Source organism: Allobosea sp. GW822-FHT05A11 (assembly GCF_058800455.1).
This window is the reverse complement of sequence record NZ_JBXAMI010000007.1, coordinates 164,484-191,033: the sequence shown is the minus strand read 5'-3', so window position 1 is coordinate 191,033 and position 26,550 is coordinate 164,484. Positions and strand designations below refer to the sequence as shown.

26 protein-coding genes are annotated in these 26,550 nt (G+C 67.1%); 16 read left to right on the top strand and 10 right to left on the bottom strand.

The window, feature by feature from the left end; all coding sequences use genetic code 11:
- Nucleotides 1-29 precede the first annotated feature (29 nt).
- The 6 genes from AC1RLU_RS22910 (at nt 30) to AC1RLU_RS22885 (ending at nt 4,973) form a co-directional block, all read left to right on the top strand.
- Nucleotides 30-692 (top strand): amino acid ABC transporter permease, encoded by a 663-nt coding sequence (locus AC1RLU_RS22910; RefSeq protein WP_113585172.1) that lies wholly within the window; start codon nt 30-32, stop codon nt 690-692.
- Nucleotides 689-1,339, top strand: a complete 651-nt coding sequence (locus AC1RLU_RS22905; RefSeq protein WP_210184308.1) for an amino acid ABC transporter permease — start codon at nt 689-691, stop codon at nt 1,337-1,339. Before AC1RLU_RS22910 ends, AC1RLU_RS22905 begins: the two co-directional genes overlap by 4 nt.
- Nucleotides 1,326-2,057: an amino acid ABC transporter ATP-binding protein gene (locus tag AC1RLU_RS22900; protein ID WP_492798424.1), complete on the top strand. Its 732-nt coding sequence runs from the start codon at nt 1,326-1,328 to the stop codon at nt 2,055-2,057. Before AC1RLU_RS22905 ends, AC1RLU_RS22900 begins: the two co-directional genes overlap by 14 nt.
- A 39-nt stretch (nt 2,058-2,096) precedes the next feature.
- A complete protein-coding gene (locus AC1RLU_RS22895) occupies nt 2,097-2,879 on the top strand; it encodes a transporter substrate-binding domain-containing protein (protein ID WP_061968939.1) in 783 nt (260 codons plus the stop codon).
- A 103-nt stretch (nt 2,880-2,982) separates the two neighbouring features.
- The gene (locus AC1RLU_RS22890; RefSeq protein ID WP_492798422.1) at nt 2,983-4,029 is read left to right on the top strand and encodes a succinylglutamate desuccinylase/aspartoacylase family protein; all 1,047 of its coding nucleotides are present in this window, start codon (nt 2,983-2,985) and stop codon (nt 4,027-4,029) included.
- Complete coding sequence (locus AC1RLU_RS22885) at nt 4,029-4,973, top strand: threonine ammonia-lyase (RefSeq protein ID WP_492798420.1); 945 nt, start codon at nt 4,029-4,031, stop codon at nt 4,971-4,973. The genes AC1RLU_RS22890 and AC1RLU_RS22885 overlap by 1 nt, the downstream gene beginning before the upstream one ends.
- Here AC1RLU_RS22885 and AC1RLU_RS22880 read toward each other — a convergent pair.
- The 5 genes from AC1RLU_RS22880 to AC1RLU_RS22860 form a co-directional block, all read right to left on the bottom strand.
- Nucleotides 4,970-6,247 carry a four-carbon acid sugar kinase family protein gene (locus AC1RLU_RS22880; RefSeq protein WP_492798418.1) on the bottom strand — a complete coding sequence of 426 codons (1,278 nt, stop codon included), beginning with the start codon at nt 6,245-6,247 and terminating at the stop codon, nt 4,970-4,972. The two genes, AC1RLU_RS22885 and AC1RLU_RS22880, sit on opposite strands and share 4 nt — an antisense overlap.
- Before the next feature lie 6 nt (nt 6,248-6,253).
- Entirely contained in the window at nt 6,254-7,528 is a 1,275-nt protein-coding gene (locus tag AC1RLU_RS22875) for a ribulose-bisphosphate carboxylase large subunit family protein (RefSeq protein WP_492798417.1), read from the bottom strand.
- A 22-nt stretch (nt 7,529-7,550) separates the two neighbouring features.
- Complete coding sequence (locus AC1RLU_RS22870) at nt 7,551-8,105, bottom strand: VOC family protein (RefSeq protein ID WP_091858592.1); 555 nt, start codon at nt 8,103-8,105, stop codon at nt 7,551-7,553.
- A gap of 19 nt (nt 8,106-8,124) precedes the next feature.
- Nucleotides 8,125-9,972, bottom strand: a complete 1,848-nt coding sequence (locus AC1RLU_RS22865) for a TRAP transporter large permease (protein WP_492798596.1) — start codon at nt 9,970-9,972, stop codon at nt 8,125-8,127.
- Between the two features lie 88 nt (nt 9,973-10,060).
- On the bottom strand, nt 10,061-11,077 hold the full coding sequence (locus AC1RLU_RS22860) for a TRAP transporter substrate-binding protein (protein ID WP_492798416.1): 1,017 nt from the start codon (nt 11,075-11,077) through the stop codon (nt 10,061-10,063).
- 118 nt (nt 11,078-11,195) lie between these two features.
- Here AC1RLU_RS22860 and AC1RLU_RS22855 point away from each other — a divergent pair, with 118 nt between their 5' ends.
- Together AC1RLU_RS22855 and AC1RLU_RS22850 are read left to right on the top strand one after the other, a co-directional pair.
- On the top strand, nt 11,196-12,266 hold the full coding sequence (locus AC1RLU_RS22855) for a LacI family DNA-binding transcriptional regulator (protein ID WP_061968918.1): 1,071 nt from the start codon (nt 11,196-11,198) through the stop codon (nt 12,264-12,266).
- A 50-nt stretch (nt 12,267-12,316) separates the two neighbouring features.
- Nucleotides 12,317-12,784 carry an MmcB family DNA repair protein gene (locus AC1RLU_RS22850; RefSeq protein WP_492798413.1) on the top strand — a complete coding sequence of 156 codons (468 nt, stop codon included), beginning with the start codon at nt 12,317-12,319 and terminating at the stop codon, nt 12,782-12,784.
- Here the strand turns inward: AC1RLU_RS22850 and AC1RLU_RS22845 are convergent.
- The gene (locus AC1RLU_RS22845) at nt 12,776-13,744 is read right to left on the bottom strand and encodes a LysR family transcriptional regulator (RefSeq protein ID WP_492798411.1); all 969 of its coding nucleotides are present in this window, start codon (nt 13,742-13,744) and stop codon (nt 12,776-12,778) included. The genes AC1RLU_RS22850 and AC1RLU_RS22845 overlap by 9 nt on opposite strands.
- 98 nt (nt 13,745-13,842) lie before the next feature.
- Between AC1RLU_RS22845 and AC1RLU_RS22840 the strand changes: the two genes are divergently transcribed.
- Nucleotides 13,843-15,021, top strand: coding sequence for an MFS transporter (locus AC1RLU_RS22840; RefSeq protein WP_492798409.1), 1,179 nt, complete (start codon nt 13,843-13,845; stop codon nt 15,019-15,021).
- Between the two features lie 72 nt (nt 15,022-15,093).
- Here AC1RLU_RS22840 and AC1RLU_RS22835 read toward each other — a convergent pair whose 3' ends face one another.
- Together AC1RLU_RS22835 and AC1RLU_RS22830 are read right to left on the bottom strand one after the other, a co-directional pair.
- A complete protein-coding gene (locus AC1RLU_RS22835) occupies nt 15,094-15,660 on the bottom strand; it encodes an ActR/PrrA/RegA family redox response regulator transcription factor (RefSeq protein ID WP_061968911.1) in 567 nt (188 codons plus the stop codon).
- 83 nt (nt 15,661-15,743) lie between these two features.
- On the bottom strand, nt 15,744-17,096 hold the full coding sequence (locus AC1RLU_RS22830) for an ActS/PrrB/RegB family redox-sensitive histidine kinase (RefSeq protein ID WP_061968910.1): 1,353 nt from the start codon (nt 17,094-17,096) through the stop codon (nt 15,744-15,746).
- A gap of 182 nt (nt 17,097-17,278) precedes the next feature.
- On the opposite strand from AC1RLU_RS22830, the gene AC1RLU_RS22825 reads away from it, so the two are divergent.
- The gene (locus tag AC1RLU_RS22825; protein WP_492798408.1) at nt 17,279-18,583 is read left to right on the top strand and encodes a polyhydroxyalkanoate depolymerase; all 1,305 of its coding nucleotides are present in this window, start codon (nt 17,279-17,281) and stop codon (nt 18,581-18,583) included.
- Between the two features lie 23 nt (nt 18,584-18,606).
- Here AC1RLU_RS22825 and AC1RLU_RS22820 read toward each other — a convergent pair whose 3' ends face one another.
- A complete protein-coding gene (locus AC1RLU_RS22820) occupies nt 18,607-18,963 on the bottom strand; it encodes a hypothetical protein (RefSeq protein ID WP_492798407.1) in 357 nt (118 codons plus the stop codon).
- An 89-nt stretch (nt 18,964-19,052) separates the two neighbouring features.
- Between AC1RLU_RS22820 and AC1RLU_RS22815 the strand changes: the two genes are divergently transcribed.
- From AC1RLU_RS22815 to AC1RLU_RS22795, 5 genes are all read left to right on the top strand, one after another.
- On the top strand, nt 19,053-19,793 hold the full coding sequence (locus tag AC1RLU_RS22815) for a M48 family metallopeptidase (RefSeq protein ID WP_492798406.1): 741 nt from the start codon (nt 19,053-19,055) through the stop codon (nt 19,791-19,793).
- A gap of 93 nt (nt 19,794-19,886) precedes the next feature.
- Nucleotides 19,887-20,102, top strand: a complete 216-nt coding sequence (locus tag AC1RLU_RS22810) for a hypothetical protein (RefSeq protein WP_061968902.1) — start codon at nt 19,887-19,889, stop codon at nt 20,100-20,102.
- Between the two features lie 123 nt (nt 20,103-20,225).
- Nucleotides 20,226-21,386 (top strand): amidohydrolase, encoded by a 1,161-nt coding sequence (locus AC1RLU_RS22805; protein WP_492798405.1) that lies wholly within the window; start codon nt 20,226-20,228, stop codon nt 21,384-21,386.
- An 11-nt stretch (nt 21,387-21,397) separates the two neighbouring features.
- Entirely contained in the window at nt 21,398-22,903 is a 1,506-nt protein-coding gene (locus tag AC1RLU_RS22800; RefSeq protein ID WP_492798404.1) for a serine hydrolase domain-containing protein, read from the top strand.
- Between the two features lie 71 nt (nt 22,904-22,974).
- On the top strand, nt 22,975-24,564 hold the full coding sequence (locus tag AC1RLU_RS22795) for an ABC transporter substrate-binding protein (RefSeq protein ID WP_492798403.1): 1,590 nt from the start codon (nt 22,975-22,977) through the stop codon (nt 24,562-24,564).
- Nucleotides 24,565-24,568: 4 nt separating this feature from the next.
- On the opposite strand, the gene AC1RLU_RS22790 is transcribed toward AC1RLU_RS22795, so the two are convergent.
- Nucleotides 24,569-25,444 carry an aldose 1-epimerase family protein gene (locus tag AC1RLU_RS22790; protein WP_492798402.1) on the bottom strand — a complete coding sequence of 292 codons (876 nt, stop codon included), beginning with the start codon at nt 25,442-25,444 and terminating at the stop codon, nt 24,569-24,571.
- Between the two features lie 118 nt (nt 25,445-25,562).
- On the opposite strand from AC1RLU_RS22790, the gene AC1RLU_RS22785 reads away from it, so the two are divergent.
- A complete protein-coding gene (locus AC1RLU_RS22785) occupies nt 25,563-26,549 on the top strand; it encodes a TRAP transporter substrate-binding protein (protein ID WP_492798401.1) in 987 nt (328 codons plus the stop codon).
- Nucleotide 26,550 lies beyond the last annotated feature (1 nt).

The following is a 26,550-nucleotide window of genomic DNA, read 5'->3' as shown; positions in this document are numbered from 1 at the left end:
GTCGCGCCGCTGTCGCGAGGCGGCCGGGCATGAAATACGGCCTGCAGTTCCGCGATGTCTTCGCCGCCTGGGAATCGATCCTCGACGGCGTCTGGATCACGCTGCTGCTCTCTGCGCTGGCGATGGTCGGTGGCCTCGTCATCGGCATCGCCTGCGCCGCCGCCCGCGTCTACGGCCCGGCCTGGCTGCGCCGCATCGTCGGCACCTATGTCGAGGTCATCCGCAACACCCCGCTGCTGGTGCAGCTCTTCCTGATCTTCTTCGGCCTGCCGAGCTTCGGCGTCAGGCTCGATGGCCTCACCGCCGCGATCATCGCGCTGGTCATCAATCTCGGCGCCTACACCACCGAGATCGTCCGCGCCGGGCTGGAGGCCGTGCCGAAGGCGCAGGTCGAGGCCGGGCATTCGCTCGGCCTCTCCGGCCTGCAGGTCTTCCGCTATGTCGTGATGTTCCCGGCGCTGAAGGCGATGTTCCCGGCGCTCGCCAGCCAGTTCGTGCTGCTGATGCTGGCGACCAGCGTCGTCTCGCAGATCTCGGTCGAGGACCTGTTCCACGCGGCCTCGATCGTGCAGTCGCGCACCTTCCGCGATTTCGAGGTCTACACCGTCATCGGCGTGCTCTATCTCGGGCTCGCCTTCGCCTTCCGTGGCCTGTTCGCTGGCCTCTATTACTGGGCGTTCGTCAGGCGATGATCCGCGAATTCGGCCTCATCGATGTGATGTACCTGATCGCGGCGGCGCGCTGGACGCTAGCGCTGACCGCGACCGCCTTCATCGGCGCCTCGCTGATCGGCATCGTCATCGCGATCGCCCGCATCCTGCCCTTCGCGCCGCTGCGCTGGCTCGCCGCCGCCTATATCCACATCGTCCAAGGCACGCCGCTCCTGGTCTGGCTGTTTGTGATCTTCTTCGGCCTGCCGCTCACCGGCATCTCCGTCAATCCGTGGCTCGCCGCTGCAACCGCCTTCTCGGTCTATGGCAGCGCCTTCCTCGGCGAGATCTGGCGCGGTGCGCTCGTCTCCATCGCGAAGACGCAATGGGAGGCCGGCGCCTCGCTTGGCCTCTCGCTCTGGGAGCAATTGCGCCATGTCATTGTGCCGCAATCGATCCGGGTCGCGATCCCGCCGACGGTCGGCTTCCTCGTCCAGCTCATCAAGAACACCTCGCTCGCGGCGGTGATCGGCTTCGTCGAGCTGACGCGCGAGGGTCAGCTCACGGCGGCCGGCACCTACAAGCCTTTCGCCGTCTACATCACCGTCGCCGCGATCTATTTCGCGATGTGCTTCCCCCTCTCGCAATGGAGCCGCTCGATCGAGCGGAAGCTCGATGTCGCTCGTTGAAATCCATGGGATCAACAAGAGCTACGGCTCGGTCCAGGTGCTGAAGGACGTCACGCTCGATGTCGCCAAGGGCGAGATCATCGCCGTGATCGGCCGCTCCGGCTCAGGCAAGAGCACGATGCTCCGTTGCATCAACGGGCTGGAGCCGATCCAGGCCGGCTTGATCCGCGTCGACGGCACGCAGGTCAACGATCCCGCGACCAACCTGCGCAAATTGCGGCAGGAGGTCGGCATCGTCTTCCAGAGCTTCAACCTGTTTCCGCATCTCTCGGTCTGCGACAACATCACGCTCGCCCCGCGCGTCGTGAAGAAGCAGGCGCCGCAGGCCGCCCGCGAGGTCGCGCGCGAGGTGCTTGCCCGCGTCGGCCTCGAGGACAAGCTCGACGCCTACCCCTCGCAGCTCTCGGGCGGCCAGCAGCAGCGCGTCGCCATCGCCCGTTCGCTCGCCATGCGGCCGAAGCTGATGCTGTTCGACGAGGTCACCTCGGCACTCGATCCCGAACTCACCGGCGAGGTGCTGAAGGTCCTCGAATCCGTCGCGAACGAGGGCATGACCATGATCCTCGTGACCCACGAGATGGGCTTCGCCCGCCGCTTCGGCTCGCGCGTCGTCTTCATGCATGAAGGGCGCATCCACGAGCAGGGGCCGGCGGCCGCCGTGCTGGCCGAGCCGAAGACGCCGGAACTCCAGACCTTCCTCAGCGCAGTGCTGCACTGAGGCGGAACGCCAACAACATCAACGAGGGGAGAGAAGACGATGCGTTCACTGTTCGCAGGTTTAGCCGCCCTGGCCATCGCCGCCTTCGGCGCCGCCGAGGCCAAGGCCGACAAGCTCCAGGACATCCTGTCCAAGGGCGTCGTCCGCATCGGCGTGCCGCTCGATGCGCCGCCCTTCGGCTCGCAGGATGCCAACCGCAAGGCCATCGGTTTCGACATCGAGATGGCCGAGATGGTCGCCAAGGGCCTCGGCGTGAAGCTGGAGATGCAGCAGATCACCGGCGCCAACCGCATCCCCTTCCTGATGACAGACAAGGTCGACATCGTCATCTCGGTGATGGGCCTGACCCCGGAGCGCGCCAAGCAGATCCAGTTCACGGCGCCCTATGCCAACACCTTCCTCGCGGTCTACGGCGCCAAGAGTTCGACGGTTTCGAGCCCGGAGACGATCGGCTCCGCCCGCGTCGCCGCCGCCAAGGGCACGACGCAGGAACTCGCCATCTCGGCCGCGGCGCCGAAGGCCAGCCTGATGCGCACCGAGGACGACGCGACGGCCGCCGCCGCCTACATCACCGGCCAGGCCGATCTCCTCGCCACCAACTCGATCGTGGCGCAGGCGCTCGCCAAGCAGAACCCCAACAAGGAATTCGAGCGCAAGTTCGTCATCCGCCGCAGCCCGGCTCATATGGGCGTGCAGATGGACCAGCATAATCTCGTGCGCTGGCTCGACGGCTTCATCTTCTTCAATTCTATGAACGGCGAGCTCGATCGGCTGCACCGCAAATACCTGGACATGCCGATGGACCCGCTGCCGACGCTGTGACGTCGTAGCGTTCCCGCCGGGCGCGCCGCCGCGCCCGGCTTTTCCGTGTTTCCCGACGGCCCATCTCCGGCGCCGATCCCTGTCCTGCACCCTGCGTGATCCCATGAGCACAGCCAGCGCCGCGCGCCCCAAGCCGACCCCGCGCCCATCCAGCGCCTTCCTCACCGTCGATCTCGACCGCGAGGGCAAGCAGACCGGCTTCCTGATGATCCCGCATTCCCCGCATGACGACGCCTGGGGTGCGACCCGCGTGCCGATCGCGGTGATCAAGAACGGCACCGGCCCGACCGTGATCCTGGAAGGCGGCAACCATGGCGACGAATACGAGGGGCCGATCACGATCTGCGACCTGATCCGCGATCTCGATCCCGGCCGCGTCCAGGGTCGCCTCATCCTGATGCCGGCGAACAATGTCCATGCCGTCATGGCCGGCCAGCGCACCTCGCCGGTCGACGGGCTGAACTTCAACCGCACCTTTCCGGGCGATCCGCGCGGCACCATCACCCAGCAGATCTCGGCCTTCGTCAGCGACCATATCCTGCCGGTCGGGGACGCCTTCCTCGACCTGCACTCGGGCGGCTCCTCGCTCGACATCATTCCGAGCGCCATCGTCGAGCCGACCGATGATCCGGCCTTGCACAAGCGCAATGTCGCGGCCGTGCAGGCCTTCGACGCGCCGATGACCGTGGTGATCAGCAATCTCGGCGAGCCGCGCACAGCGACCGCTGCCGCCTGCCGCGCCGGCCTCGTCACGGTGGGCACCGAGATGGCCGGGGCCGGCACGGTCTCGCTGGACGCGCTTGCGGTCTGCCGGCGCGGTGTCGCCAATGTGCTCGATCATCTCGGCGTTGTCGTCCGCGAAAAACCCGAGCCCAGGCGCAGCGAGGGGCAGATCCTCGAGCTGCCCGGCATTTCCGCTTACGTCTATGCGACGGCGGACGGCATCTTCGAGCCCTTCCATGCCAATGGCACCAAGGTCAGCGCCGGCGAGCCGGCCGGACGTATCCACTGCACCTGGGACCCGACGCGCCAACCCGAGACGCTGCATTACGCCGCTGACGGCATCCTCTACGGCCGCCGGCAGCCGGGCCGCGTGAAGCCGGGCAATTGCTGCCTGATCGTCGCGGCACCCTATCGCGGAACCCTGTGATGATCGTGCTCGACGATATTCGCGCTGCCCGTGAGCGCATCGCGCCCTACATCCGTAAAACCCCGACGCTTCCCTACGCGAAGACGCGCGGCGGCGATTTCGGCGGCGACGTCACGCTCAAGCTCGAATTGCTGCAGGCGGCCGGCTCCTTCAAGGCGCGCGGCGCGATGAACCGGCTCCTGACTCTGTCGAAGGACGAGCTGGCGCGCGGCGTCGTCACGGCGTCGGGCGGCAATCACGGCCTCGCCATCGCCCGCTCGGCCCATGTGCTCGGCGTGAACGCGACGATCTTCCTGCCGTCCAATGCCGCTCCGGACAAGATCGCCAAGCTGCGCGACTGGGGCGCGGACGTCCATATCGTCGGCGCGATCTGGGACGATGCCAATGCCGCCGCGCTGGCCCGTTCCCGCGAAACCGGCGCGACCTATGCCCATCCCTTCAGTGATCCGGTCGTCGTGGCCGGGCAAGGCACGCTCGGCCTCGATATCCTCGATGACATGCCCGATGTCGACGTGATCCTCGTCGCCATCGGCGGCGGTGGATTGATCACCGGCCTCTCGACGGCGGTGAAGGCCTTGCGCCCGCAGACCCGGATCATCGGCATCGAGCCGGTGGGCTCGCCGACGCTCCACGCCTGCCTCGCCGCCGGGCGCCTCGTCGCGCTCGACAAGCTGGAGACGCGCGTCGCCACCATGTCCTGCCGCCAGACCGATCAGGCGATCTATGAGGCGACGGCCCGGAATGTCGACGAGATCGTTCTGATCACCGATGCCGAGATGGAGACGGCGGCGAAATCGCTCTGGTTCGAATTCGGCATCGCCGCCGACTTGTCGGGCGCCGCGGCGCTGGCGGCGCTCCAGTCGGGCCGGGTCGCATTGTCCGGTGGCGAGAAGGTCTGTGCGCTGGTCTGCGGCGCCGGCACGGATGGTTGCCTGCCGGGTTAGGCACGTGCCTCGTTATTGAAGAAGCCGGGCGGACCCATCTGCCCGCCCTTCAGCACGATATCGAGCCCGTCGAGACGCGCATCGTCGGAATGGGCGCGGCAGAGCGGCGCGCCGGGCACGCAAGGGCCACGATAGGACAGGCCCCAGAGTGGCAAAGAGCGGATCGCCATGGTCGAGGTATCGCCGCCCGCGACGATGAGCCGGCCGAGACGGGCCTCGGCGATGATCGCGGAAAGCAGGCGTCCCGTAGCTTCGGCAACCGCACCTGCCACGGTCGGAGCGCCTTCCGGCTGTTCCGTCACCAGCATCACATCGCCTTGAGCCAGACGAGACAGGGCAGCCGAGCGCAATTCCGACGCATAGCCCTCGTTTGCCAATAACCGACCGGCATCCACCGACAGCATTGCGTAGCCCTGCGCCGCTTCGACTTGCGCGCGCGTCACCGGCGAGAGGCTGCCGACGAGAGCCAGGACGGGTCCGGTCTCGCACCTCTTCGTATCGGGAGTTGGTGCGACAGCGGCCGCTTTGCCTTGCCCGGCAGCGAAGGCACGGGCAACCGAGCTAGCGCCCACCGTGAGCATCGGCCCATTCCTCAGTGACGTCGCGAGCCATCCACCGATCGCCGTGAGATCGGCCTCGGTTGCGACATCGAACAGGACGGCCGGGCTTCTGTCTGGCGGCGTCGCCGGTGCTGCCGAGCCCTCGCCATAGGCGCGATAATCGACGAGTCCGATACCTTCGAGCCCCTGCGCGGCAAGATGCCGGCGTAGATCTGCTTCCGCCATCGGCGTCACCGGGTGCCGGCTCATCGTCGGGTGGCGGTCGATGCGGTGGACTGTGCCGTCGCCGCCGGCCGCGAACAGGTTCCCGAACAGGCAGAAGCGCCCAAGATTGGGCTGGCCGCCGAGGATCGGCACGAGCGGGTTTTGGAAGAACGGCTTCAGCGCCGCGACCGCCGCGCCGATGCTGCCGATACGAGGTGCGCTGTCGAAGGTCGAGCAGCACTTATAATGCATCAGCTCGACGCCCTGCTCGGCAAAGAAGCGCCCGATTTCCGTCAGTTCCTGCGCAATAGCTTCCGGCGCCATGGCTCGGCTCGCCCCGGCGATGCCGATCGCATCGAGCGGGCCGGCTGCCGCCAACTGGGCTTCACTCGGTTGGCGCAGGAAGAGCAAAGCGCGAAAGCTTCGCTCGGCCAGCGTCGCCAGCGTATCGGTCGAGCCGGTAAAATCGTCGCCGTACCAGCCGTAGAGAGGGATGCGCTTCGTCGTCACGGCGCGCTAGCCCGCCTTGCCGCCGAAGGTATCGAGCGCCTGCTGCAATTCGGGATGCACGCGGGCGGCCTCCACGATTGGCGTGCCTTCGGCGACGGCAGCCCAGGCCTGCCGGATGCTGGCGACACCCGCCTTCGGCCCACCGGGATGGGCCAGAATGCCGCCGCCGGCCATGAACAGCAGGTCGTCATGGCCGATCGCGTCCCAGGTCGCCTGCGCCGTACCGGCCCATTGCCCGGAGGAGAAGGCCGGCATCACCCGGTCGTCGGCGCCATCGGTCAGCGGCGTGACGCAATCCCCGGCGGAGGTCACGACCTCCTCGTCCTCCTGCGCGAATTTCCCCTGCAGGCCATGGACATGCATGTGGTCGACACCGGCCAGCCGCCACAGCACCTGATAGGCCTGGAAGCCGATGCCGAGCAGCGGGTGGCGCGAGAAGGCGCCATAGCCGTTGCGATGGCCGTGCAAGGCGAGATCGGTCGAGCGGCGCAAGGTTTCGATCGCGGAGAAGCCGCACCAGTTCAGGCTCGCCATCACGCAGGAGCCGCCCTCGCGCTGGACGAGATCGGCATGGCGGCGCATCGCGTCGGTCTCGTCGGTGATGTTGAAGGCGACCATGACGTGCTTGCCGGTCCGGTCCTGATGCCGGCGAACCGCCGCCATCACCGCCGGGATGCGCTCGGCCAGCGGCGCATGCACCGGATCGGCCGAGATCTCGTCATCCTTGATGAAGTCGAGCCCGGCCTCGCAGAGGCTCGCGACGAGTTCGGCCGTCTGTGCGGCGCTGAGACCCACATTCGGCTTGATGATCGAGCCGACAAGCGGTCCTTTCGCCGCCCCGGTCAGGCGCCGCGTGCCGGCGATGCCTTGCGTCGGCAGAGGGAAGCGCTGGCGGTATGACCAGGGCAGGGCGATGCTTTCCAGCCTGAGGCCCGTGACCTCGCCGAGATCGTAGAGATTGCCGGCGACGACGGCGGCCAGCGTCGCGAGATTGGCGCCGACATTATCGACCGGGAAGGAGATCGTGATGCGCGCGCGCCGCCATGGCCCGCCGACGCCCTTCCGCGCAAGCCACGCATTAGGCAGGCTGGGCTCCGTGGCGGGCTCCAGCTCCTCGATCCGCGTTACGACGGCCCGCGCCCGCTTGCGCAACTCGTCGGTCTCGCCGGCGACGCGGGCGAAGGTGCCGCAGGATTGCTCACCCGCCATCACCTCCGCGACCTTGGCCGGGTCGAGCGGGGTTTCGATGAGATAGGTCGCTTCGAAGCGTTCGCTGGTCATGGGGTCGGTATGCGAAGGGATATCAGGCTGCCGCAGCAGCGAGCTTGCTCAGGTCCGGGAAGGGCCTGACCGGATCCTTGCCGTCCCAGGTCTCGGACGCCTCGCGGATCAGGCGGAACATCTCGCCCTTGGGGCCGGCGACCTCGGAGAGTTCGATCACCGTGCCAGGATGGTAATGCGTGTCGAAATAGACGAAACGGCCGCGCTCGCCGACCTCGCCCGACATCACCGGCTTGAAGCCTTCCGCGACGAGCCGCTCCAGGTCGGCATCGTAGTCCGAGGTCCAGTAGGCGACATGCTGCAGGCCGGTCAGCCCCGCATCGGTGAAGTCCTTGTACATCGACGGCACGGCGTTGCGGCACTGGATCAGCTCGATCTGGAGCGGGCCGGAATTGGCCAGCGCCACGGAGTTGTGCGGCTCGTAGGTCTCGCCCTTGTAGCGGTAGTTCCTGATCGGGACCTTCGGATTGTAGAAGAATGGTCCGACGCCCAGCACGCGGCTCCAGTAGTCCATCGCCGCCTCGATATCCGGGACGACGTAGCCAGCCTGACGGATCTGGCCAAAGAAGCGGCTCATGGGCGTTGCTTTCTGATTATCAGGATCGGAGGAAGCCGATGGAGATCCACGGCACGGCAGCGACGACGAGGAGGCCGAGGATCAGGGCGAGGATGTAGCCCCAGATGTATTTCAGGCCTTCGTCGGGATTGATCTTGCTGATCGCGCAGGCGCCGTAATAGCCGACGCCGAAGGGCGGGGCGAAGAGCCCGATGCCCATCGCGAAGATCACGACCATCGAATAGTGGACCTCGTGTATCCCGACCTGCTTGGCGATCGGGAACACCAGCGGCCCGAACAGCACGATCGCCGGGATGCCCTCGAGCACGCTGCCAAGGATGGTGAAGGCGACGATCGAGATGCCGAGGAAGCCCCAGCTTCCGCCCGGCACCGCCGCCATCGCCTGGGCGAGGTCGCGCGAGAAGCCCGATTGCGTCAGCCCCCAGGCCATGGCGGTGGCGCAGCCGATGATGAAGATGATCGCACCGGTCAGCGAGGCCGTCTCGATCAGCATCTTGGGCAGGCGGCGCCAGTCGAACTGGCGGTAGAGCAGGATGCCGGCGAGGATCGCGTAAGCGATGCCGATGGTGGAGACCTCGGTCGCGGTCGCGACACCTTCCACCACCGCGGCGCGGATGACGAAGGGCAGGGCGATGGCGGGCGCTGCGATCAAAGCGAGCTTGGCGATTTCGCGCTTGGGATAGCGCTTGACGTTGCTGAGGTCTTCGCCCCGGCAGCGCCACCAGACCACGAAGCAAAGCGCCGCGCCCAGCACCACGGCCGGCAGCATGCCGCCGGTGAACAAAGCCGCGATCGAGACGCCGGTGACAGAGCCGATGGTGATCAGCACGATCGAGGGCGGGATCGTCTCGGTCTGTGCGCCGGTCGCCGAGAGCAGCGCGACGAGATCGCCGGGCTTGGCACCGCGCTTCTGCATTTCCGGGAAGAGCACCGGTGCGATCGCCGCCATATCGGCGATCTTCGAGCCGGAAATGCCGGAAACCAGATACATCGCGCCGACCAGCACATAGGACAGGCCGCCGCGGACATGGCCGAGCAGGCTCGCCAGGAACTGGATCATGGCGCGCGCCATGCCGGTCATCTCGATCAGCGCGCCCAGGAAGATGAAGAGCGGCACGGCGAGCAGGATGAGATGGCTCATGCCCTCGTCGAGCCGGCCGACCATGACCAGCATCGGCGTCGAGGTGGTGCAGGCGAGGTAGCCGAAGGTGGCGAGCGCGAAGGAGAAGGCGATCGGCACGCCGGAGAAGACGTTGAGCGCGACGACGCCGACGAAGAAGACGATCAGGTTGAGCTTGCCGAGCGGCTTGAGCGAAGGGCCGGCGAGCCAGAACAGCAGCACGAACAGAGCGGTGATTCCGATCGCGATCAGCGCGGGCTTCAGCGAGGCGAAGCGCAGCAGCCGGCAGCCGGCCGCGATCAGCATCAAACCGACGCCGATCGGGATCGCCGCCGCGCGCCAGGCGTTGCTGATCTCCAGCGCGGGTGTGACGATGAAGTTCTCTTCCTCGGCATATTCGACCGCATGCGGCATGATCAGCAGCAGGAAGGCGATCGAGGCGGTGATAGCGACCGCCTCCAGCAGCGCCCGCGTCTGTGGTGAGACGCGGGAGACCAGCCCGGTCATGCGCATATGCTCGCCGCGCCGGAGCGCGACGACCGCGCCGAGCATCGAGAGCCAGAGGAACAGGATCGAGGCGAGCTCGTCCGACCAGACCAGCGGGGCATGGAAGACATAGCGCGCCATGACGCCGGCGCCGAGAATGATGATCTCGACGACCACGAGCACGGCCGCCACCGTCTCGACCAGGCCGCCGAGGCCACGGTCGAGATGGCCGGCGAAGCGGCCGAGCCCGTTTGCGGGCATGGCGGCAGCGGGAAGGGGCGCGCTATGGGCATCCATCGGAGCGTTTCCTGTCTTGTGCTTTGGGGCCTTATAGGCCCGCCCGCACGTCTCAGGCCAGCTTGCCGACGGCGTCTTCGAGCAGGCTCCAGGCGTCCTTGCCGAAGCGCTCCTGCCACTCCTTGTAGAAGCCGGCCTCACGCAGCTTGGCGCGGAAGGAATCCGGGTCCGTCTTGTTGAAGGCAAGGCCCTTCGACTGCAGATCCGCCTGCACGGTCTCGTTGAGTTTCTTGATGTCGCCGCGCTGGGCGACACCGGCATCGTTGATCGCGCCGGCGACGATCTTCTGGATATCGGCCGGCAGGCCGCGCCAGGCACGCCCGTTGGCGATGAACCAGAACCCGTCCCAGATATGGTTCGAGATCGCGCAGCTCTTCTGCACCTCGAAGAGCTTGGCGACCTGGATGATCGGCAGCGGGTTCTCCTGCGCGTCGACCACCTTGGTCTGGAGCGCCGTGTAGACCTCCGAGAACTGCAGGCTAGCCGGCGCGGCATCGAGCGCCTTGAACATCGAGATCGAGAGCGGGCTCACCGGCACGCGGATCTTGAGGCCGGACATCTCCTTGGCGGTCTCGATCGCCTTGCCCGAGGTGGTCATCTGGCGGAAGCCGTTGTCCCACATCTTCTCGAAGGCATAGAGGTTCACTTTCGAGATGGCCTCGCGGACATGGGCGCCGAGCTTGCCGTCCATCGCCTTCCAGACCTGGTCGTAATCGGCGAAGGCGAAGCCGACGGCATTGATCGCCGCGACCGGCACCAGGGTCGCGATGACCAGCGCCGACGGCGTGAAGAAGGTGATGCCGCCGTTGCGGACCTGGCTCAGCATGTCGGTATCGCCCCCAAGCTGGTTGTTCGGGAAGATTTTGATCTCGACCCGGCCGTTCGTCTCCTTGGAAACACGCTCGGCCGCTTCCTGGGCGCGGATGTTGAGCGGATGGCTGAGCGGCAGGTTGTTGCCGTACTTCAGCTCGATCTCGACCGCCCGCGCGATATGCGGCATGGCGATGAGCGAGGCTGCGGGGGCGGCGGCGAGCGTACGCAGCACCGTGCGGCGCGTGAAGTTCGTCATGATGGTCCTCCCGGTATCGCTGATGCGATTTGATTGATTGCGGTCTTCTTGCCCTCAGATTAGGAAGCTGGAATGATGGTGGTCAAACTCAAATTCTGATGGTTTTTGATGTGGTTCTATGACGGGCACGGCAGAGAAAAACGGTAGTGGCGAAAGCCTGCAGCGCCGTCGGATGGCCCGCATCGCCGATGTCGCGGCGCTGTCCGGCGCCTCGACCGCAACCGTCGACCGGGTGCTGAACCAGCGCCCCGGCGTGCGCGCGGCCACCGTCCAGCGCGTGCTGAAGGCCGCGAGCGAACTGGGCTATGTGCTCGATCCGGCCCTCCCGGCGCAGGCCTTCACGCCAATGCGGCTGGCCTTCCTTCTGCCGGCCGGCAGCAACCGCTTCCTCGCCATGCTCGGGCGCCATATCGCCGAGGCGCAGGAGCAGCTCGCCTCCTTCAACATGCGCGCCCGGGTCGAGTTCATCGAGAGCTTCAAGCCGGAATTGCTGGCCCAGCAGCTCCGCCAGGTCGGGCGCGATGTCGACGGCATCGCCTTCATGGCGCTGGAACATCCGGCGGTGCGCGAGGCGGTCAACAGCCTGGCCGAGCGCGGCGTACCGGCCGTGACCTTGATTTCCGATATCGCGAATGCCCGCCGCGCCGCCTATGTCGGGCTGGACAACCGCTCGGCCGGGCGCACCGCCGGCTATCTCGCCGCCCGTTTCATCGGCCGGCGCCCGGCCAAGGTCGCGGTGATCGCCGGCAGCCTGAGCTATCGCGCCCATGAGGAGCGCGAGATGGGCTTCCTGCATCTCTTCGAGGAGCTGTTTCCACAGATCGAGGTCGTCGGCCTGCGCGAGGGGCTCGACGACGACGGCCGTAACTATCGCCAGGCCAAGGCGCTGTTGGCCCAGCACCCGGACCTCGCCGGCATCTACAATATCGGCGGTGGACCGGAGGGGATCGCGCGCGCCCTGAAGGAGGCGGGCCGGCAGCAGGATGTCGTCTTCGTCGGCCATGGCCTGACACCCGAGACGCGCGCGCTCCTGCTCGACGGCACGATGGATGCGGTCATCACCCAGCATCCCCATGCCGCGCTGATGAGCTGCATCGCGATCTTCGCCAATCTGCGTGCCGGCCGCCCGGCCTCGGAGGGAACGGCGCCGCCCAGCATCGAGATCATCCTCCGTGAGAACCTGCCTTAGGCTGCTGGTCGAAGCTTGCATTTCTAGAAACAAAGAGGGAACATGTGCGCATGTCCCTTCCGGATTCCGTCCTGAACCCGCCGCCGGCGCGGCCCGGTATCACGCGCATGGTCTGCCGCGGCGCTGGCCGGCACCTGCGGGAGCGCGGCTATGCCATCGTCAAGGAGATGACCTTCGCCAATGGCCGGCGCGGGGATATCGTCGCGCTCTCGCCCTCGGGTGAGCTCTGGGTCGTCGAGGTCAAGTCGGGCATCGCCGATTACCGCGTCGACGGCAAATGGCCGGATTACCGCGACTATTGCGACGGCTTCCTCTTCGCCGTCGCGCCGGAATTCCCGCGCGAGATCCTGCCTGACGATGTCGGCCTGATCGTCGCCGACGCCTATGGCGGCGAATTGCTGCGCGAGCCGCCGCGCCATCCCTTGAGCGCGGCGCGGCGGAAGATGCTGACCATCGCGCTGGCGCGGCTGGCCTCCAGCCGGCTGGCCTTGATCGAGGACCCCGAGGGTTCAGCCTGATACAGCCGACGCTTTCCAGGTTTCGGTCATCGCCGCCCCCGGCATCGTAGCGAACCGGCGCAGGTCGATCTCCGCGACCAGGAAATCGATGAAGGCACGTACCCGCGCCGGCAACTTGCCACCATGGCCGACATAGACGGCATGGATGTCCTCGACATCGCCGGGATTGAAGGGCTCGAGCACCGGGACGAGCCGGCCGGCGGCGATGTCGTCGGCGATATGGAAGAGCGAGAGCCGGGTCAGGCCCTGTCCCGCCAGTGCCAGGCGCCGCGCGCTTTCGCCGTCGCCGACCGTGACGCGGCCATGGGCCGGCAGGAAGACACGCTGGCCATCGATGACGAAAGGCCAGGTATCGCGATGCCGGGCGAAGTTGAAGGTGATGAGGTCGCAGCCGGCAAGTTGTTCGGGATGATCCGGCGCGCCATGTGCAGCAAGGTAATCGGGTGAGGCAACGATCGCCGAGACGCTCTCGCCGAGCTTGCGCGCGACGAGCTGAGAGGATTTGAGCGGGCCGACCCGGATCGCGATATCGGCGCGCTCGTCGACGAGATCGATCACCGCGTCGGTGATCGAGATGTCCAGCTGGATGCCGGGATGCACCGCCATGAAGCGCGGCGCGACCGGGAGCAGATAGTGCCAGCCGAAGGCGACATTCGCATTCACGCGCAAACGTCCGCGCGGGATCTGGCAGGCCGCGACCGCCCGTTCGGCCTCTTCGAGATCGGCGAGCACCCGTAGCGTCCGCTCATGAAAGGTCGTGCCTTCCTCGGTCAGCATGAATTTGCGGGTCGAGCGGACGATCAGGCGAACGCCGAGCCGCGCCTCCAGCCGCGCGACCAGCTTGCTCACTGCCGATGGCGTCATCCGAAGCGCGCGCGCCGCCGGCGAGAAGCCGCCGAGCTCGACGACGCGGGCGAAGACCTCCATCTCGCCGGACCGGTTGACCTCGCTGCGTGGCATCGTGAATTCAACTCACAATTGCTGATCTTTCATGCAGTCTAATTCACAAGCCCTCGCCGCGCTATCTCCGAGCCCGAACAAGCTCCCGGAGGCATTCGATGCCCATTGCCCTTTATGCCCTCACCGTCGGTGCCTTCGGCATCGGCGTCACCGAATTCGTCATCATGGGCCTGCTCCTGCAGGTCTCCGCCGATCTCGGCATCAGCGTCCCGCTCGCCGGCCTGCTGATGACCGGCTATGCGCTCGGCGTCTTTGTCGGCGCGCCGGTGCTGACGATCGCGACCCGCACGCTTCCGCGCAAGACGACGCTGCTCGTGCTCATGGCGATCTTCACCCTCGGCAATCTCGCCGCGGCGCTGAGCCCGAGCTTCGGCTGGCTGATGGCGGCGCGGATCGTGACCGCGCTGGCGCACGGCACTTTCTTCGGCGTCGGCTCGCTCGTCGCGACCAGCCTCGTCGCCCCGGAGCGCAAGGCCTCGGCCATCGCGCTCATGTTCACTGGCCTGACGCTGGCGACCCTGCTCGGCGTCCCCTTTGGCTCCTGGCTCGGCCTCGCTTTCGGCTGGCGCTCGACCTTCTGGGCCGTGACCGCGATCGGTCTCGTCGCCCTGGTCGTCCTCGCCGTGTTCGTCCCGGCGGATCGCGAGCGCGTCGTCCCCGGCTCGCTTGCCGAGGAGTTCAAGGTGCTGGCGCGGCCGCAGGTTCAGCTCGGCCTCGTCATGACCGTGCTCGGCTTCGGCGGCATCTTCGCGGTCTTCACCTTTATCCAGCCGATCCTCGTCCAGCTCGCCGGCTTCAGCGAGGCCGCCGTGTCGCCGATCCTGCTGGTCTTCGGCGGCGGGCTCGTCGTCGGCAATCTGCTCGGCGGGCGCTGGGCCGATCGCAGGCTTGCCCCGGCGCTGATCGGCTCGATCGCGCTCTTGACCGTCGCGATGTTCGCCTCGGGCTTCGCGTTCCACAGCCAGATCGGCGCGGTCATCGCCGCCTTCGCGCTCGGCGCTGCCGCCTTCGCGACGGTTGCTCCGCTCCAGATGTGGGTGTTGCAGCAGGCGGGCGGCGCCGGGCAGGGGCTGGCGTCCAGCCTCAACATCGCCGCCTTCAATCTCGGCAACGCCTTCGGCGCCTGGCTTGGTGGCGCGGTGATCACGCAGGGACTGGGCTATGGCGCGATCGCGCCGGTCGCCGCCGTCGTGCCGCTGCTGGCGCTGGGTCTCGCCGTGTTCGCGGTGTCGCTCGAGCGCCGCGCGACCCGCATCGTACCCGCCTGCGCGACCTGAGCCCCACAAGCGAACGATCAAGCAAAAGCCCGCCGGACGGTTTGTCCGGCGGGCTTTTGCGTTGTTGCGGGATCAGCGCGGCGCGCGTTTGGCTAGAATGCGCTGCAGGGTGCGTCGATGCATGCCGAGGCGGCGTGCCGTCTCCGAGACATTGCGGCTGCAGAGTTCGTAGACGCGCTGGATATGCTCCCAGCGCACCCGATCGGCCGACATCGGGTTTTCCGGCGGTTGCGGGCGGGCATCGCGTTGGGCTGCGAGCGCTGCATGGATCTCGTCGGCATCGGCCGGCTTGGCAAGGAAGTCGAAGGCGCCGAGTTTCACGGCGCTGACGGCGGTCGCGATGTTGCCGTAGCCGGTCAGGACCACGCCGCGCGCATCGGGCCGGCGCTCCTTCAGGCGGGCGATCACGTCGAGGCCGTTGCCGTCGCCGAGGCGCAGGTCGATCACCGCGAAGGCCGGTGCCGCTTCTTCCACGGCAGCCATGCCCGCCGCGACGCTGTCGGCGATGCGGACCGCATAGCCGCGGCCTTCCATGGCGCGGGCGAGGCGGGTTAGGAACGGCCTGTCGTCGTCGACCAGCAGAAGGGACATGTCGTCGGCCGGCCCGGCCCTGTCGGTTTCGCTCGCTGCATCCTGCATCGTCTTCTCCTTGCCGCTTCTCGGCGCGCTGCGGCGGCGCGCATTAGGGTTTCGGTTTTCCGGTTCTCCCCCAGGAGGCCGGCTCAGTCAGCTTCATTTAAGGCCGATGCGCCCGCCTGGGTACCCCCATCGCTGGGCAGGTCGGCCTCGAAATCGTCGCGGGACCAGGTAATTCGGATCGAAGCACCGCTCGCAGGAGCCGGCCGGTTCGAGAATTCCAGCGTGGCACCACCTCGCTCCAGCAGCGTCTTGGCGATGAAGAGACCGAGACCGAGGCCCCCGCCGGCCCGGCCTTCGCCCGCTCCGCGCGAGAGATAAGGGTCGCCGGCCCGCATCAGCACATCCGGTGGGAAACCGGGGCCGTCATCGGCGATCACCAGCACGACCTGACTCTGGTTCCATTCCGCTGTGATCGCCACGGTCGAGCGCGCGAAATCGACGGCGTTGTCGACGATATTGCCGAGGCCGTAGATCATGCCGGGATTACGCCGGCAGACCGGCTCAGGCTTGTCGCCGGTCATAGTGATCTCAAAGGGCACGCCGAAGGGCCGCTGCGGCCCGGCGGTCTCCTCGATGAGCAGGCGCAGGGTGAGCTGGCCGAGCGGGCCGGCATCCTCGTCCTGCAGGCTGGAGAGCTTGCCCAGGATGCCGCGGCAGCGCTCGACCTGTTCGCGCAGCAAGGCGATATCCTCGGCCATCTCGCCCTCGGGAGGGGCGAGGCGCGTCAATTCGCGGGCGACGAGCGCGATCGTGCCGAGCGGCGTGCCGAGCTCATGCGCCGCGGCGGCGGCGAGCCCGTCGAGCTGTGACAGGTGCTGCTCACGTGCCAGCACGAGTTCGGTCGCGGCGAGTGCGTCGGAGAGGTCGCGCGCCTCCTTGGCGACGCGCCAGGCATAGATGCCGGTGAAGCCGAGGCCGAGCACGAGCGCAGCCCAGTTGCCGAGCTGGTAAAAGGCGGGCAGCACCGGCCGGTCGTTCCCGGCCCAGGGCAATGGCAGGTGATAGCGGCTGAGCAGGGTCGCGAGCCCCATCGCCAGCAGCCCCAGGACGAGCGTGCGTTGCGGCGGCAAGGCCGTCGCCGAGATCATCACCGGCGCCAGGAACAGGATCGCGAACGGGTTCTGCAGGCCGCCGGTCATGAAGAGCAGCGCCGCAAGCTGGGCAATGTCGAAGCCGAGCAGGGCGGTCGCGGCCCTGTCATTGAGGCGATGGCTCAGCGGAAAGCGGATGCGCAGCGCGATATTGAGCCAGGCCGAAACCGCGATGACGCTGAAGCACCAGCCGAAGGGCAAGGGAAAGCCGAGGCCGAAATGCACGCCGGTGACGGCGAGGCTCTGCCCGGCGATGGCGAGCCAGCGCAGCCTGACCAGCGTATCGAGGCGCAGATGGCGGCTGGAGCGCGCCAGGGCCGGGGCGGAGAAGTCCGGGAAGCTCAAGGTCTGCTGGTCTCCTGCGCGGCGCCTGCCGTGGGCTTTTTCCCGGCTTCATCCACATCGCAGGAAAATCTTAGCCTTTAGCCGGGTTGAATGAGAACAAAATCAACGTAAGGTGCGATGCTGCGTCGCATCATTGCATGTTGCGCCGCCGGAAGGACATTCATCGTATGTACGGGGCCGCCATGTCGTTTGCCTACCATGCCTACGAAGCGGTTCACATGATGGTGAGCCCGGTGCGCGGGGTTTCGGATGCGATGCATCTGGCCTTCAAGAACCCGGCCAATCCGCTCACCTACACGCCCTTCGGCCGGACGGTCGCCGCGTCCTGCGAATTGTTCGAGCGTATGACGCGCCGCTACGGCAAGCCGGCCTTCGGCCTCGACGAGACCACGATGAACGGCGTCAAGGTCGCCGTCGAGGAGCGGGTCGTCTGGGAGCGCCCCTTCTGCAAGCTGGTCTATTTCGACCGCAAGATCCCAAGCAGCCGCCGCAAGCCGCAGCCGAAAGTGTTGCTGGTCGCGCCGATGTCGGGCCATTACGCCACGCTGCTGCGTGGCACGGTCGAGGCCTTCCTGCCGGGCCACGAGGTCTACATCACCGATTGGGTCGATGCCCGCCTCGTGCCGCTTTCCGAGGGGCGCTTCGACCTCGACGATTACATCGATTACGTCATCGGCATGCTGCAGATGCTGGGGCCGGACACCCATGTCATGGCGATCTGCCAGCCTTCGGTGCCGGTCATTGCTGCGGTCGCCCGCATGGAGGCCGAATCGGACCCCTGCGCGCCCCGTTCGATGACGCTGATGGGCGGCCCGATCGACACCCGCCGCTCGCCGACTGCCGTCAACCAGCTCGCGATGGAGCGCGGCACGGACTGGTTCCGCCGCAACTGCATCACCGTCGTGCCGTTCCCGAGCCTCGGCGCATTCCGGCAGGTCTATCCCGGCTTCATGCAGCTCTCGGGCTTCATGGCGATGAATATCGACCGCCACGTCACCGCCCATTACGACATGTTCAAGCATCTCGTCAGCGGCGACGGCGATTCCGCCGAGAAGCATCGCGACTTCTACGACGAGTATCTCGCGGTGATGGACCTGACTGCCGAGTTCTATCTGCAGACCGTCGATACCGTCTTCGTCCAGCATGCCCTGCCGAAGGGCGAGATGATGCACCGTGACAAGCCGGTCGACCTCACCGCCATCCGCCGCGTCGCGCTGATGACGGTCGAGGGTGAGAACGACGACATCTCGGGCGTCGGCCAGACCAAGGCGGCGCACGACCTCTGCGTCAACATTCCCGCCGACAAGCGCGTCCATTATCTCCAGCCGAAGGTCGGCCATTACGGCGTCTTCAACGGCTCGCGCTTCCGGTCCGAGATCCAGCCGCGCATCTCCGACTTCATGGTCAGCCTCGACATGGAAGCGGCCAAGGATCGTCGCGACGACAGCGCCAAGGAACAGCGCAAGGCGCTCAAGGTCGTCGGCTGAAACCTGCAACGGCGTCGGGCGGCTCAAGCTGCCCCGTCGCCGTCCTGCCAGACGACATCATAGGGTCGCCCCGTCCGGATGGCGGGGTTTAGCCGCTCGATCCGGCGATAGCGCAGCTTCAGATAAGCGAGCACGCCCTCTTCGAAGGCCGTGCCGACAACGCGCTCGGCCCCGTTCGGCGCGCGCGCCGGGCCGTGCAGGACCACCGTCTCGATCGTGTCGAGATAGCTCCTTGCCCGCGCCGTCAGGCCGTCTCCCACGAAGAGATAGTCGAGATAGTTGTAGCTCTCCCCGTGATTGCCCTGGTCATCGGCGGGAATCATGTCGACGGAATGAATGATCTCGACGGGTGCGATCGGCGGGGGCGCATGGGTTGCCATGTCGGGAAGCTTCGCGCGTGGCCTTCCCCGGTGCAAGCCGCTGCTGCCGCTCTTCCGTAACCGCTCCGAATCCCGCACAATCGCAGATAATGCGCATCTCCCTGTTCAGGCGCCAGCCGGACCCCGACCGGATCGAGGTCGTGCATGCCGGCACGCGCTATGCCGTTCTGGTCAAGCGCCGCGCCGCTGCGCGGCGGATGACGTTGCGCGTCTCGCAGGCGACCGGCGAGATCACCCTGACTTTGCCCGAGCGGGCCGATTTCGCGGCGGGCCGGACCTTTGCCGAGAACCATGGCGGCTGGATCGCCGCGCGCATGGCCAAGCGCCCGCGCCCAGTGCCGTTCGAGCCCGGCCAGAGCATTCCCTTCCGCGGCGTGCCGCATCGCATCGTCCACTGGTCGAAGGCGCGCGGGCTGACGCAGGCGACCCGGGATGCTGACGGCGCGCTCGTCATCGCGGTCGCCGGGGACGCCGCCCATGTCGCGCGCCGGGTCAAGGATTTCCTGAGGAAACACGCGCTCGAGGACCTCGAGAAGGCGGTGCGCCGCCACACCGCGACGCTCGGCATCCCCGCCCGCAAGATCACCATCCGCGACACCACGAGCCGCTGGGGCTCCTGCTCTTCGCAAGGCCATCTCAGCTTCTCCTGGCGATTGATCCTGGCACCGGCCTCGGTGCTCGACTATCTCGCGGCCCATGAGGTCGCGCATCTCAAGGAGATGAACCACTCGCATCGCTTCTGGGCGCTGACCCACAAGCTCTGCCCCGGTACCGAGGCGGCGGAGGCCTGGCTGAAGCGCCATGGCGCGAGCCTGCATGGCTATGGTTAAGCCGGCTGTGCCGCCGCAATTCCGCCGTTAACCACTTTCTGAAACCTGCCCCGGCACACTGAAGGCCGATTCGCTTTCAGCGTGAGTATGCCTATGGGTCAGGTCATCGCGTTCCGCCTTCCGCAACAGCCGGCCGCCGCCGCCGAGCCGGTGCTCGGCCTGATGTCGGCCGTCGATTTCGCCTTGCGCGATCTCGCCGAGATTCTCCCTCATATTGCGCTGGATTCGGCGCGCCAGCAGGCCGAGGCCTGCCGGGCGATGCTGGCGCAGGCCTTCGACGCCGAGATCGAGGCCGAGCTCGGTAACTGATCTCGCGCTCGCGCATGCCGCCCCCGGCGATGACGCGGGTTGCCGAAGCGGCTGAACTGTCGAACCTTTCCGGGCAAGAGCCGGTGATCCGCCGGCCGGCACTGCGCCTGGGAGGCTTCATCCGTGTTCTTGACCAACAGCGATATGGTCGATCTCGTCGATCTCCGGCATCGGCTGCATCGCCGCCCTGAAATCTCGGGCGAGGAGCGCGAGACCGCGGCGACCATCGTCGATTTCCTGAAGCCGACCGGTCCCGATCGTATCGTCACCGAGCTTGGCGGGCATGGTATCGCGGCGATCTACGAGGGAACTGAGCCCGGCCCGACCGTTCTGATCCGTGCCGAACTCGACGCACTGCCGATCGAGGAATTGTCCGACAGCGACCATCGCTCCGAAATTCCCGGCAAAGGACATCTTTGCGGGCATGATGGCCATATGACCATCCTCGCTGGCCTGGCGCGTGGTCTGCAGCGCAACCCGCCGAAGAAGGGCCGCGCGATTCTGCTGTTCCAGCCGGCGGAAGAGACCGGCGCGGGGGCCGCCGCCGTCATGGCCGATCCGAAATTCGAGGAGATCGTGCCGGACTATGCCTTCTCCCTGCATAATCGTCCTGGTGTGCCCGTGGGCCATGCCCGCATCTCGGAAGGCGCCGCCAACTGCGCCTCGCGCGGCATCAAGATCATCCTGACCGGCGAGACCTCCCATGCCTCGACGCCGGAACATGGCCGCTCGCCGGCCCCGGCGATCGCGACGCTGATCCCCGCCTTGACCGCGCTCGGGCCGGGCGGGCCGCTCGATGCCAATTTCCGGCTGGTGACGGTGACCCATGTCGAGATCGGGGAGCAGGCCTTCGGCATCGCGCCGAGCCATGGCGAGCTCTGGGCGACTTTGCGCACCGTCAACGACGCGCAGATGGGTGCGCTCTGCGAAGCGGCCGAAAAGCTGGCGCGCGAGGCGGCCGAGGACGGCCGACTCACCGTCGAGATCAGCTATCACGACGTCTTCCACCATTGCGAGAACGAGCCGGAGGCCGTCGCGATGCTGCGCCGGGCGATGGACGAGGAGAAGGTGCCGCACGGCCCGACGTCACCCTCGCGCGGCTCGGAGGATTTCGGCCTGTTCGGGCGCCGCTCCAAATCGGCGATGTTCCTGCTCGGCTCCGGCGAGACCGCGCATCTGCACAATCCGGATTTCGATTTCCCGGATGATGCGATCGGTCCCGGCGCGCGCGTCTTCATGCGGGCCTTGCGCAATCTGCTCGGCGAAACCCGGCCTCAGGGCTGAGGGAGCGAAACATGTCAGTGAATTGGACCCGCGCTGCGACCCGCGCGCAGGAAATCGTCGCGAACTGGCAGCGCGTGGCGGGGCCGGGCGGCGCTGTCGTGCTGTTCGATCGCGACGGGGTGCGCGAAGCCTTTGCCGGCGGTCTCGCCAGCATCGAGTACGGCGTGCCCTTCACGCCGCAGACGCCCAACCGCTTCGCCTCGATCAGCAAGCATGTCCTGGCAGTCGCATTGCTGCGCGCAGGCATCCCGCTCGATGCGCCGCTCGGCCGCTGGCTGAACGAACTGCCGGCGCCGCTCGCCGAGGTCGAATTCAGTCGGGCCCTCGACATGACCGGCGCCCTGCCCGACATGATGGAGTGCTTCTGGCAGCAAGGCGTACCCTTCACCGCGACGTTGAATGCGGAGGAGGTCTTCGCGCTCGCCTGCCGCTTGCCTTCGCTGAGTGCCGAGCCCGGCACCGAGATGGCCTATTCCAACACCGGCTGGCGGCTTGGCCAGCGCATCCTCGAACAGGTCACGGGCAAGCCCTACAAGGACACCGTCGCGGAACTCTCCGGCGAACTCGGCCTCGCCTTCCGCCTGCCTTATGACGGGTCGGAAATCGTGCCCGGCCTCGCCACCGGCTACTGGAACGACGGGTTGGACTGGCGGCGCGGCCATAACGGCCCGCATTTTTCCGCATCGGGTGGACTCGTGGGGTCCGCCGCCGATCTCGCCGGCTGGGCCTCGGCCCTGCTCGCGGGGCGCGGCCCGCTCGCCGGCATGCTGGAACGCCTGACTGCGCCGCGCCATTTCGCTGATGGCAGCGAGAGCGTCTACCGGCTCGGCCTTGTCGCCAGCCGGCTCGGCGAGACCGCGATCGTCGGCCATGGCGGCTCGCTCGCCGGTTATCGCAACCATTTCTGGATGTCGCCGGCCCACGGTGTCGGCGTCGTCGTGTTGTCGAATCGCGAGGAAGAGGCGCTCTGGCCCGCCCTGACGGTGCTGGCGGCCCTGCTCGAACAGGACGTGCCGACGATCGCAAACGCGCCGGTCGGCCTGTTCGCCAGCGACGAGGGGCCGTTCTGGGCCGAGCTTGCCGCCGATTCGATCAGCTACATGGGTGGTTTCGAGCGTCTGATCACCGATGGCAACGGCGGCCTGCGCAGCCTGCCCGCTTATCTCGACATCCGCCTGAAACAGGACGGCGAGGATCGCCTCACCGGTCTGATCGGCGGCGTGCAGCGTTCGCTCCGGCGCGTGCCGGCTGACATGACGCTCGATGCGCGATTGATCGGACGCTGGCGCGATCCGAATTTCGGCACCGAAATCGAGATCAGGACGGATGGCACGGCCCTGATGCCGTGGCCTTCCGGCGGGACGGTGTCGCGCCTGACGCCGCTGCCGAACGGCCGCGCGCTCGCCGATCTTCTGCACGGACCCTGGCGGTCGCGGCCCTGTCTCTGGCTCGATGCGGAGGGTGACTTGTGGGTCGCCAGCCATCGGGCAAGGATCTTGCAGATGAAACGAGTCTGAAACGCGCCGGCTGAGGCGGCTCCGCTGAGGGGCGGGGCCGTTGGGCCGATGACGAAGGAGGAGAATACCCGATGCAACTGTCCCGTTTCACCGCCGCGCTGCTGCTGTCGGCGGCCGCGCTCCTGCCGCTTCCGGCGGCGGCACAGTCGCAGCCGGCCTCGAACCGCGTTCTGCGTGTCGCGCCCCATGCGGATCTCAAGACGCTCGATCCGGTCGCGGCCTCGATCGTCATCACCCGCATGCATGGGTTGATGATCTACGAAACGCTTTTTGCCTGGGATTCGAACCTTCAGCCGAAGCCGCAGATGGTCGAGAGCTTCGAGACCTCGCCGGACAAGCTGACCTGGACCTTCAAGCTCCGTCCCGGCCTGAAATTCCACGACGGCCAGCCGGTCACGACCAAGGACGTCATCGCCTCGCTCGCCCGCTGGATGAAGCGCGATACCATCGGCGGCAAGCTCGCCGAGTATACTGATGGCATGGAGGCGGTGGATGATGCCACCTTCCGCCTCAAGCTGAAGCGCCCGCTGGCGCTGGTGCCCTTCGCGCTCGGCTCGGCGGTCGGCCAGATTCCGGTGATCATGCGCGAGTCCGACGCCAAGTCCGATCCGATGAAGCCGGTTACCGAGACGATCGGCTCCGGTCCGTTCAAGTTCAACCGCGAGGAATGGCGCAGCGGCTCGAAGGTCGTCTATGACCGCAATCCCGATTACGTGCCGCGCTCCGAGCCGGCCGATGGCCTCGCCGGCGGACGCGTCGTCAAGGTCGACCGCGTCGAATGGCAGATCATGCCGGATGCGGCGACAGCCGCTGCCGCACTCCAGACCGGCGAGATCGATATCTGGGAACAGCCGAGCCAGGACCTGATCCCGGTCATCGCGACCAGCAGTCAGGTCAAGGTCGACCGCTATGCCAACCTCTCCAACCAGGCGATGCTCCGGCCGAACCATCTCCACCCGCCCTTCGACAACCCGAAGGCGCGGCTCGCTTTGGCATATGCCACAGACCAGGCCGATTTCCTCTCGGCCGGCTTCGGCGACGAGGAATGGTGGAAGCGCTGCGCCTCCTATTTCATCTGCGGCGGCCCCAACGGCACGGAAGCGGGCACGGAAGGCTATGCCAAGCCCGATCTCGACAAGGCGCGGGCGCTGCTGAAGGAGAGCGGCTACAAGGGCGAGAAGCTTGTGCTTTCGACCAGTAACGACATCGCTCCGATCGGCCGCATGGCGGAGGTCGCGGCCGCATCGCTCAGGAAGGTCGGCTTCAATATCGATCTGCAAGTCGCCGATTGGGGCACCGTCACCACACGCCAGCAGAACAAGGGCACGTCCGAGCAGGGCGGCTGGAACCTCTTCGTCACGACGGCGTCAGGCGCGACCATGCAGTCGCCGCTGACCAATATCGGCACCAACATGGCCTGCGAGCGCGCCTGGTCAGGCTGGCCCTGCGATGCCGAGGCCGAGAAGCTGCGCGGAGCCTTCATCGATGCGCCCGACGAAGCCGGCCGCAAGCTTGCGTTGGAGGCTCTGCACAAGCGCCTGGCCGAGATGCAGCCCTATCGCGTGCTCGGTCAGTACGACCAGCCCTATGCAAGGCGCACCAATGTCTCCGGCGTGCTGGCGGCGCCGGTCATGCTGTTCTGGAACATCGAGAAGAAGTGACGCGCTAAAGCGTCGCGCGCCAGACGAAATCGCGGCTTTCGCCCGGCATCAGCCTGAGGATGCCGGACTTCTCCGCGATTTCGCCCTGCCAGCCGATCGGGCTCGCCATGCTGAACCAGGGCTCGATGCAGAGGAACGGCGCGCCTGTTGGCTTCGACCAGATGCCGAGGTCCTTGTAGCCCTCCCAGCTCACGGTCAAGGCGCGGCTCTCGCGCCCTGACCCGTCCAATGCCGCGAAGCGCACCGAGCGGTTCACCGTATCGGGGATCACGATCGCATCGTTGACGAAGAGGTTTTCGTCGAGCGGCAGTTCCTTGCCCGTGAAGGGCAAGGGGATCGGTGCGGTCAGCAGGCCGGCCTCGACGCCGAGGCCCTGGCCCGGCTCCGCCTGCGGGAAGGTCAGGCGATGCGCTTCCTTCGCGATGTCCTCGGTCAGCGGCCAGAGAAAGGCCGGATGCGCGCCGACGCCGCAGATCAGCGGCACATCGGCTGGATTGCTCACCCGCGAGGTGACGGTCAGCGTATCATCAGCGACCGCGTAGATCATCTGCAACACGAACCGGAACGGGTAGATCGCCAGCGTCTCCGGGCTCTCCCGCAGCTCCAGCACGGCCCTGTCGGTGCTGCGCTCGACCCAGGTAAACAGGCTGTCGCGGGCGAAACCGTGCTGGGTCAGGCGGTAGGAGCGCCCTTCATGGATGAGCGCATCGTCGGTCAGCCGCCCGACGATCGGGAACAGCACCGGCGCATGGCGCGGCCAGTCCGGCCCGCCATGCCAGAGTGCCGGCCCGTTCGCGTTGGCAAGCGCGATCAGTTCGCCGCCTTGCGCTCGCACAGTCGCGCGCAGCCGGCCGGTGGCAATCTCATGGGTCTCGCTCATCATCGTCTCCGTCGGCGGTTCACTTCCCGATAGCCGATAGGCATCGGCAAAATCCACTGGGGCTTGCGGCGGGGCGCGTTTCGCGCGATCCCGCTGCAAGCGCCGAAGGAGGCACGCCTTGCCGATCACCCGCCGTCAATTCGCCGCCGGTTCGCTCGCTGCGCCCGCCATCCTCAGGGGCGGCCGGGCTTTCGCCGCCGGCCGGCCCATGACCGTGGCGTCGCTGCTCGGCGAGGACAAGCCGGAAACCAGGATCTGGCGGCGCATCGCCGAGGTTCTGGCGCGCACGGCGCCGGGGCGCTTCGACCTGCGGATCGTGCCGAACGCTGCCCTCGGGGGCGAGAGGGAGGTCGCGGAGGGCCTCCGCCTCGGCTCGATCCAGGCGGCGCTCTCGACCGTGTCCTCGCTCTCCGGTTGGGTACCCGCCGGGCAGATCCTGGACCTGCCTTTCCTGTTCCGCGACCGTGCCCATCTCGCGCGCGTGCTGGCCGGGCCGCTCGGAACCCAGCTCAAGACGCTCTACGAGGCGCAGGGCTTTGTCGTGCCGGGCTTCATCAATTACGGCGCCCGCCATCTCCTGGCGAAGGAGCCGCTGACCACGCCGGCTTCGGTCAGGGGCAAGCGCATCCGCGTCATCCAGAGCCCGCTGCATACCGCGCTCTGGTCGGGCTTCGGCGCCTTTCCCACGCCGATCCCGATCCCGGAGACCTATAACGCGCTGAAGACGGGCGTGGTCGATTGCATGGACCTGACCAAATCGGCCTATGTCGGCTTCCGCCTGCACGAGGTCGTGCCGGTGCTGATCGAGACCGGCCATATCTGGGCGAGCGGCGTCGTGATGTTCGCCGCGCCGTTCTGGAAGAGCTTGGCGCCGCAGGATCGCGAGGCGCTGACCGCCGCGGTGACCGAAGGCATCGCCTATTTCGACGAGTTGATGCTGGCCGACGAGGAAGCCTCGATGGCCCGCGCCAAGGCCGAGGGCGGCAAGGTCGTGCCGGCCGAGGATCGCCAGGACTGGCAGGACGGCGCGCGCAAGGTCTGGGAGAACTTCGCGCCGCAGCTCGGTGGTATGTCTGCTATCGAAGCCATCGCGCAGAGCTCCTGAC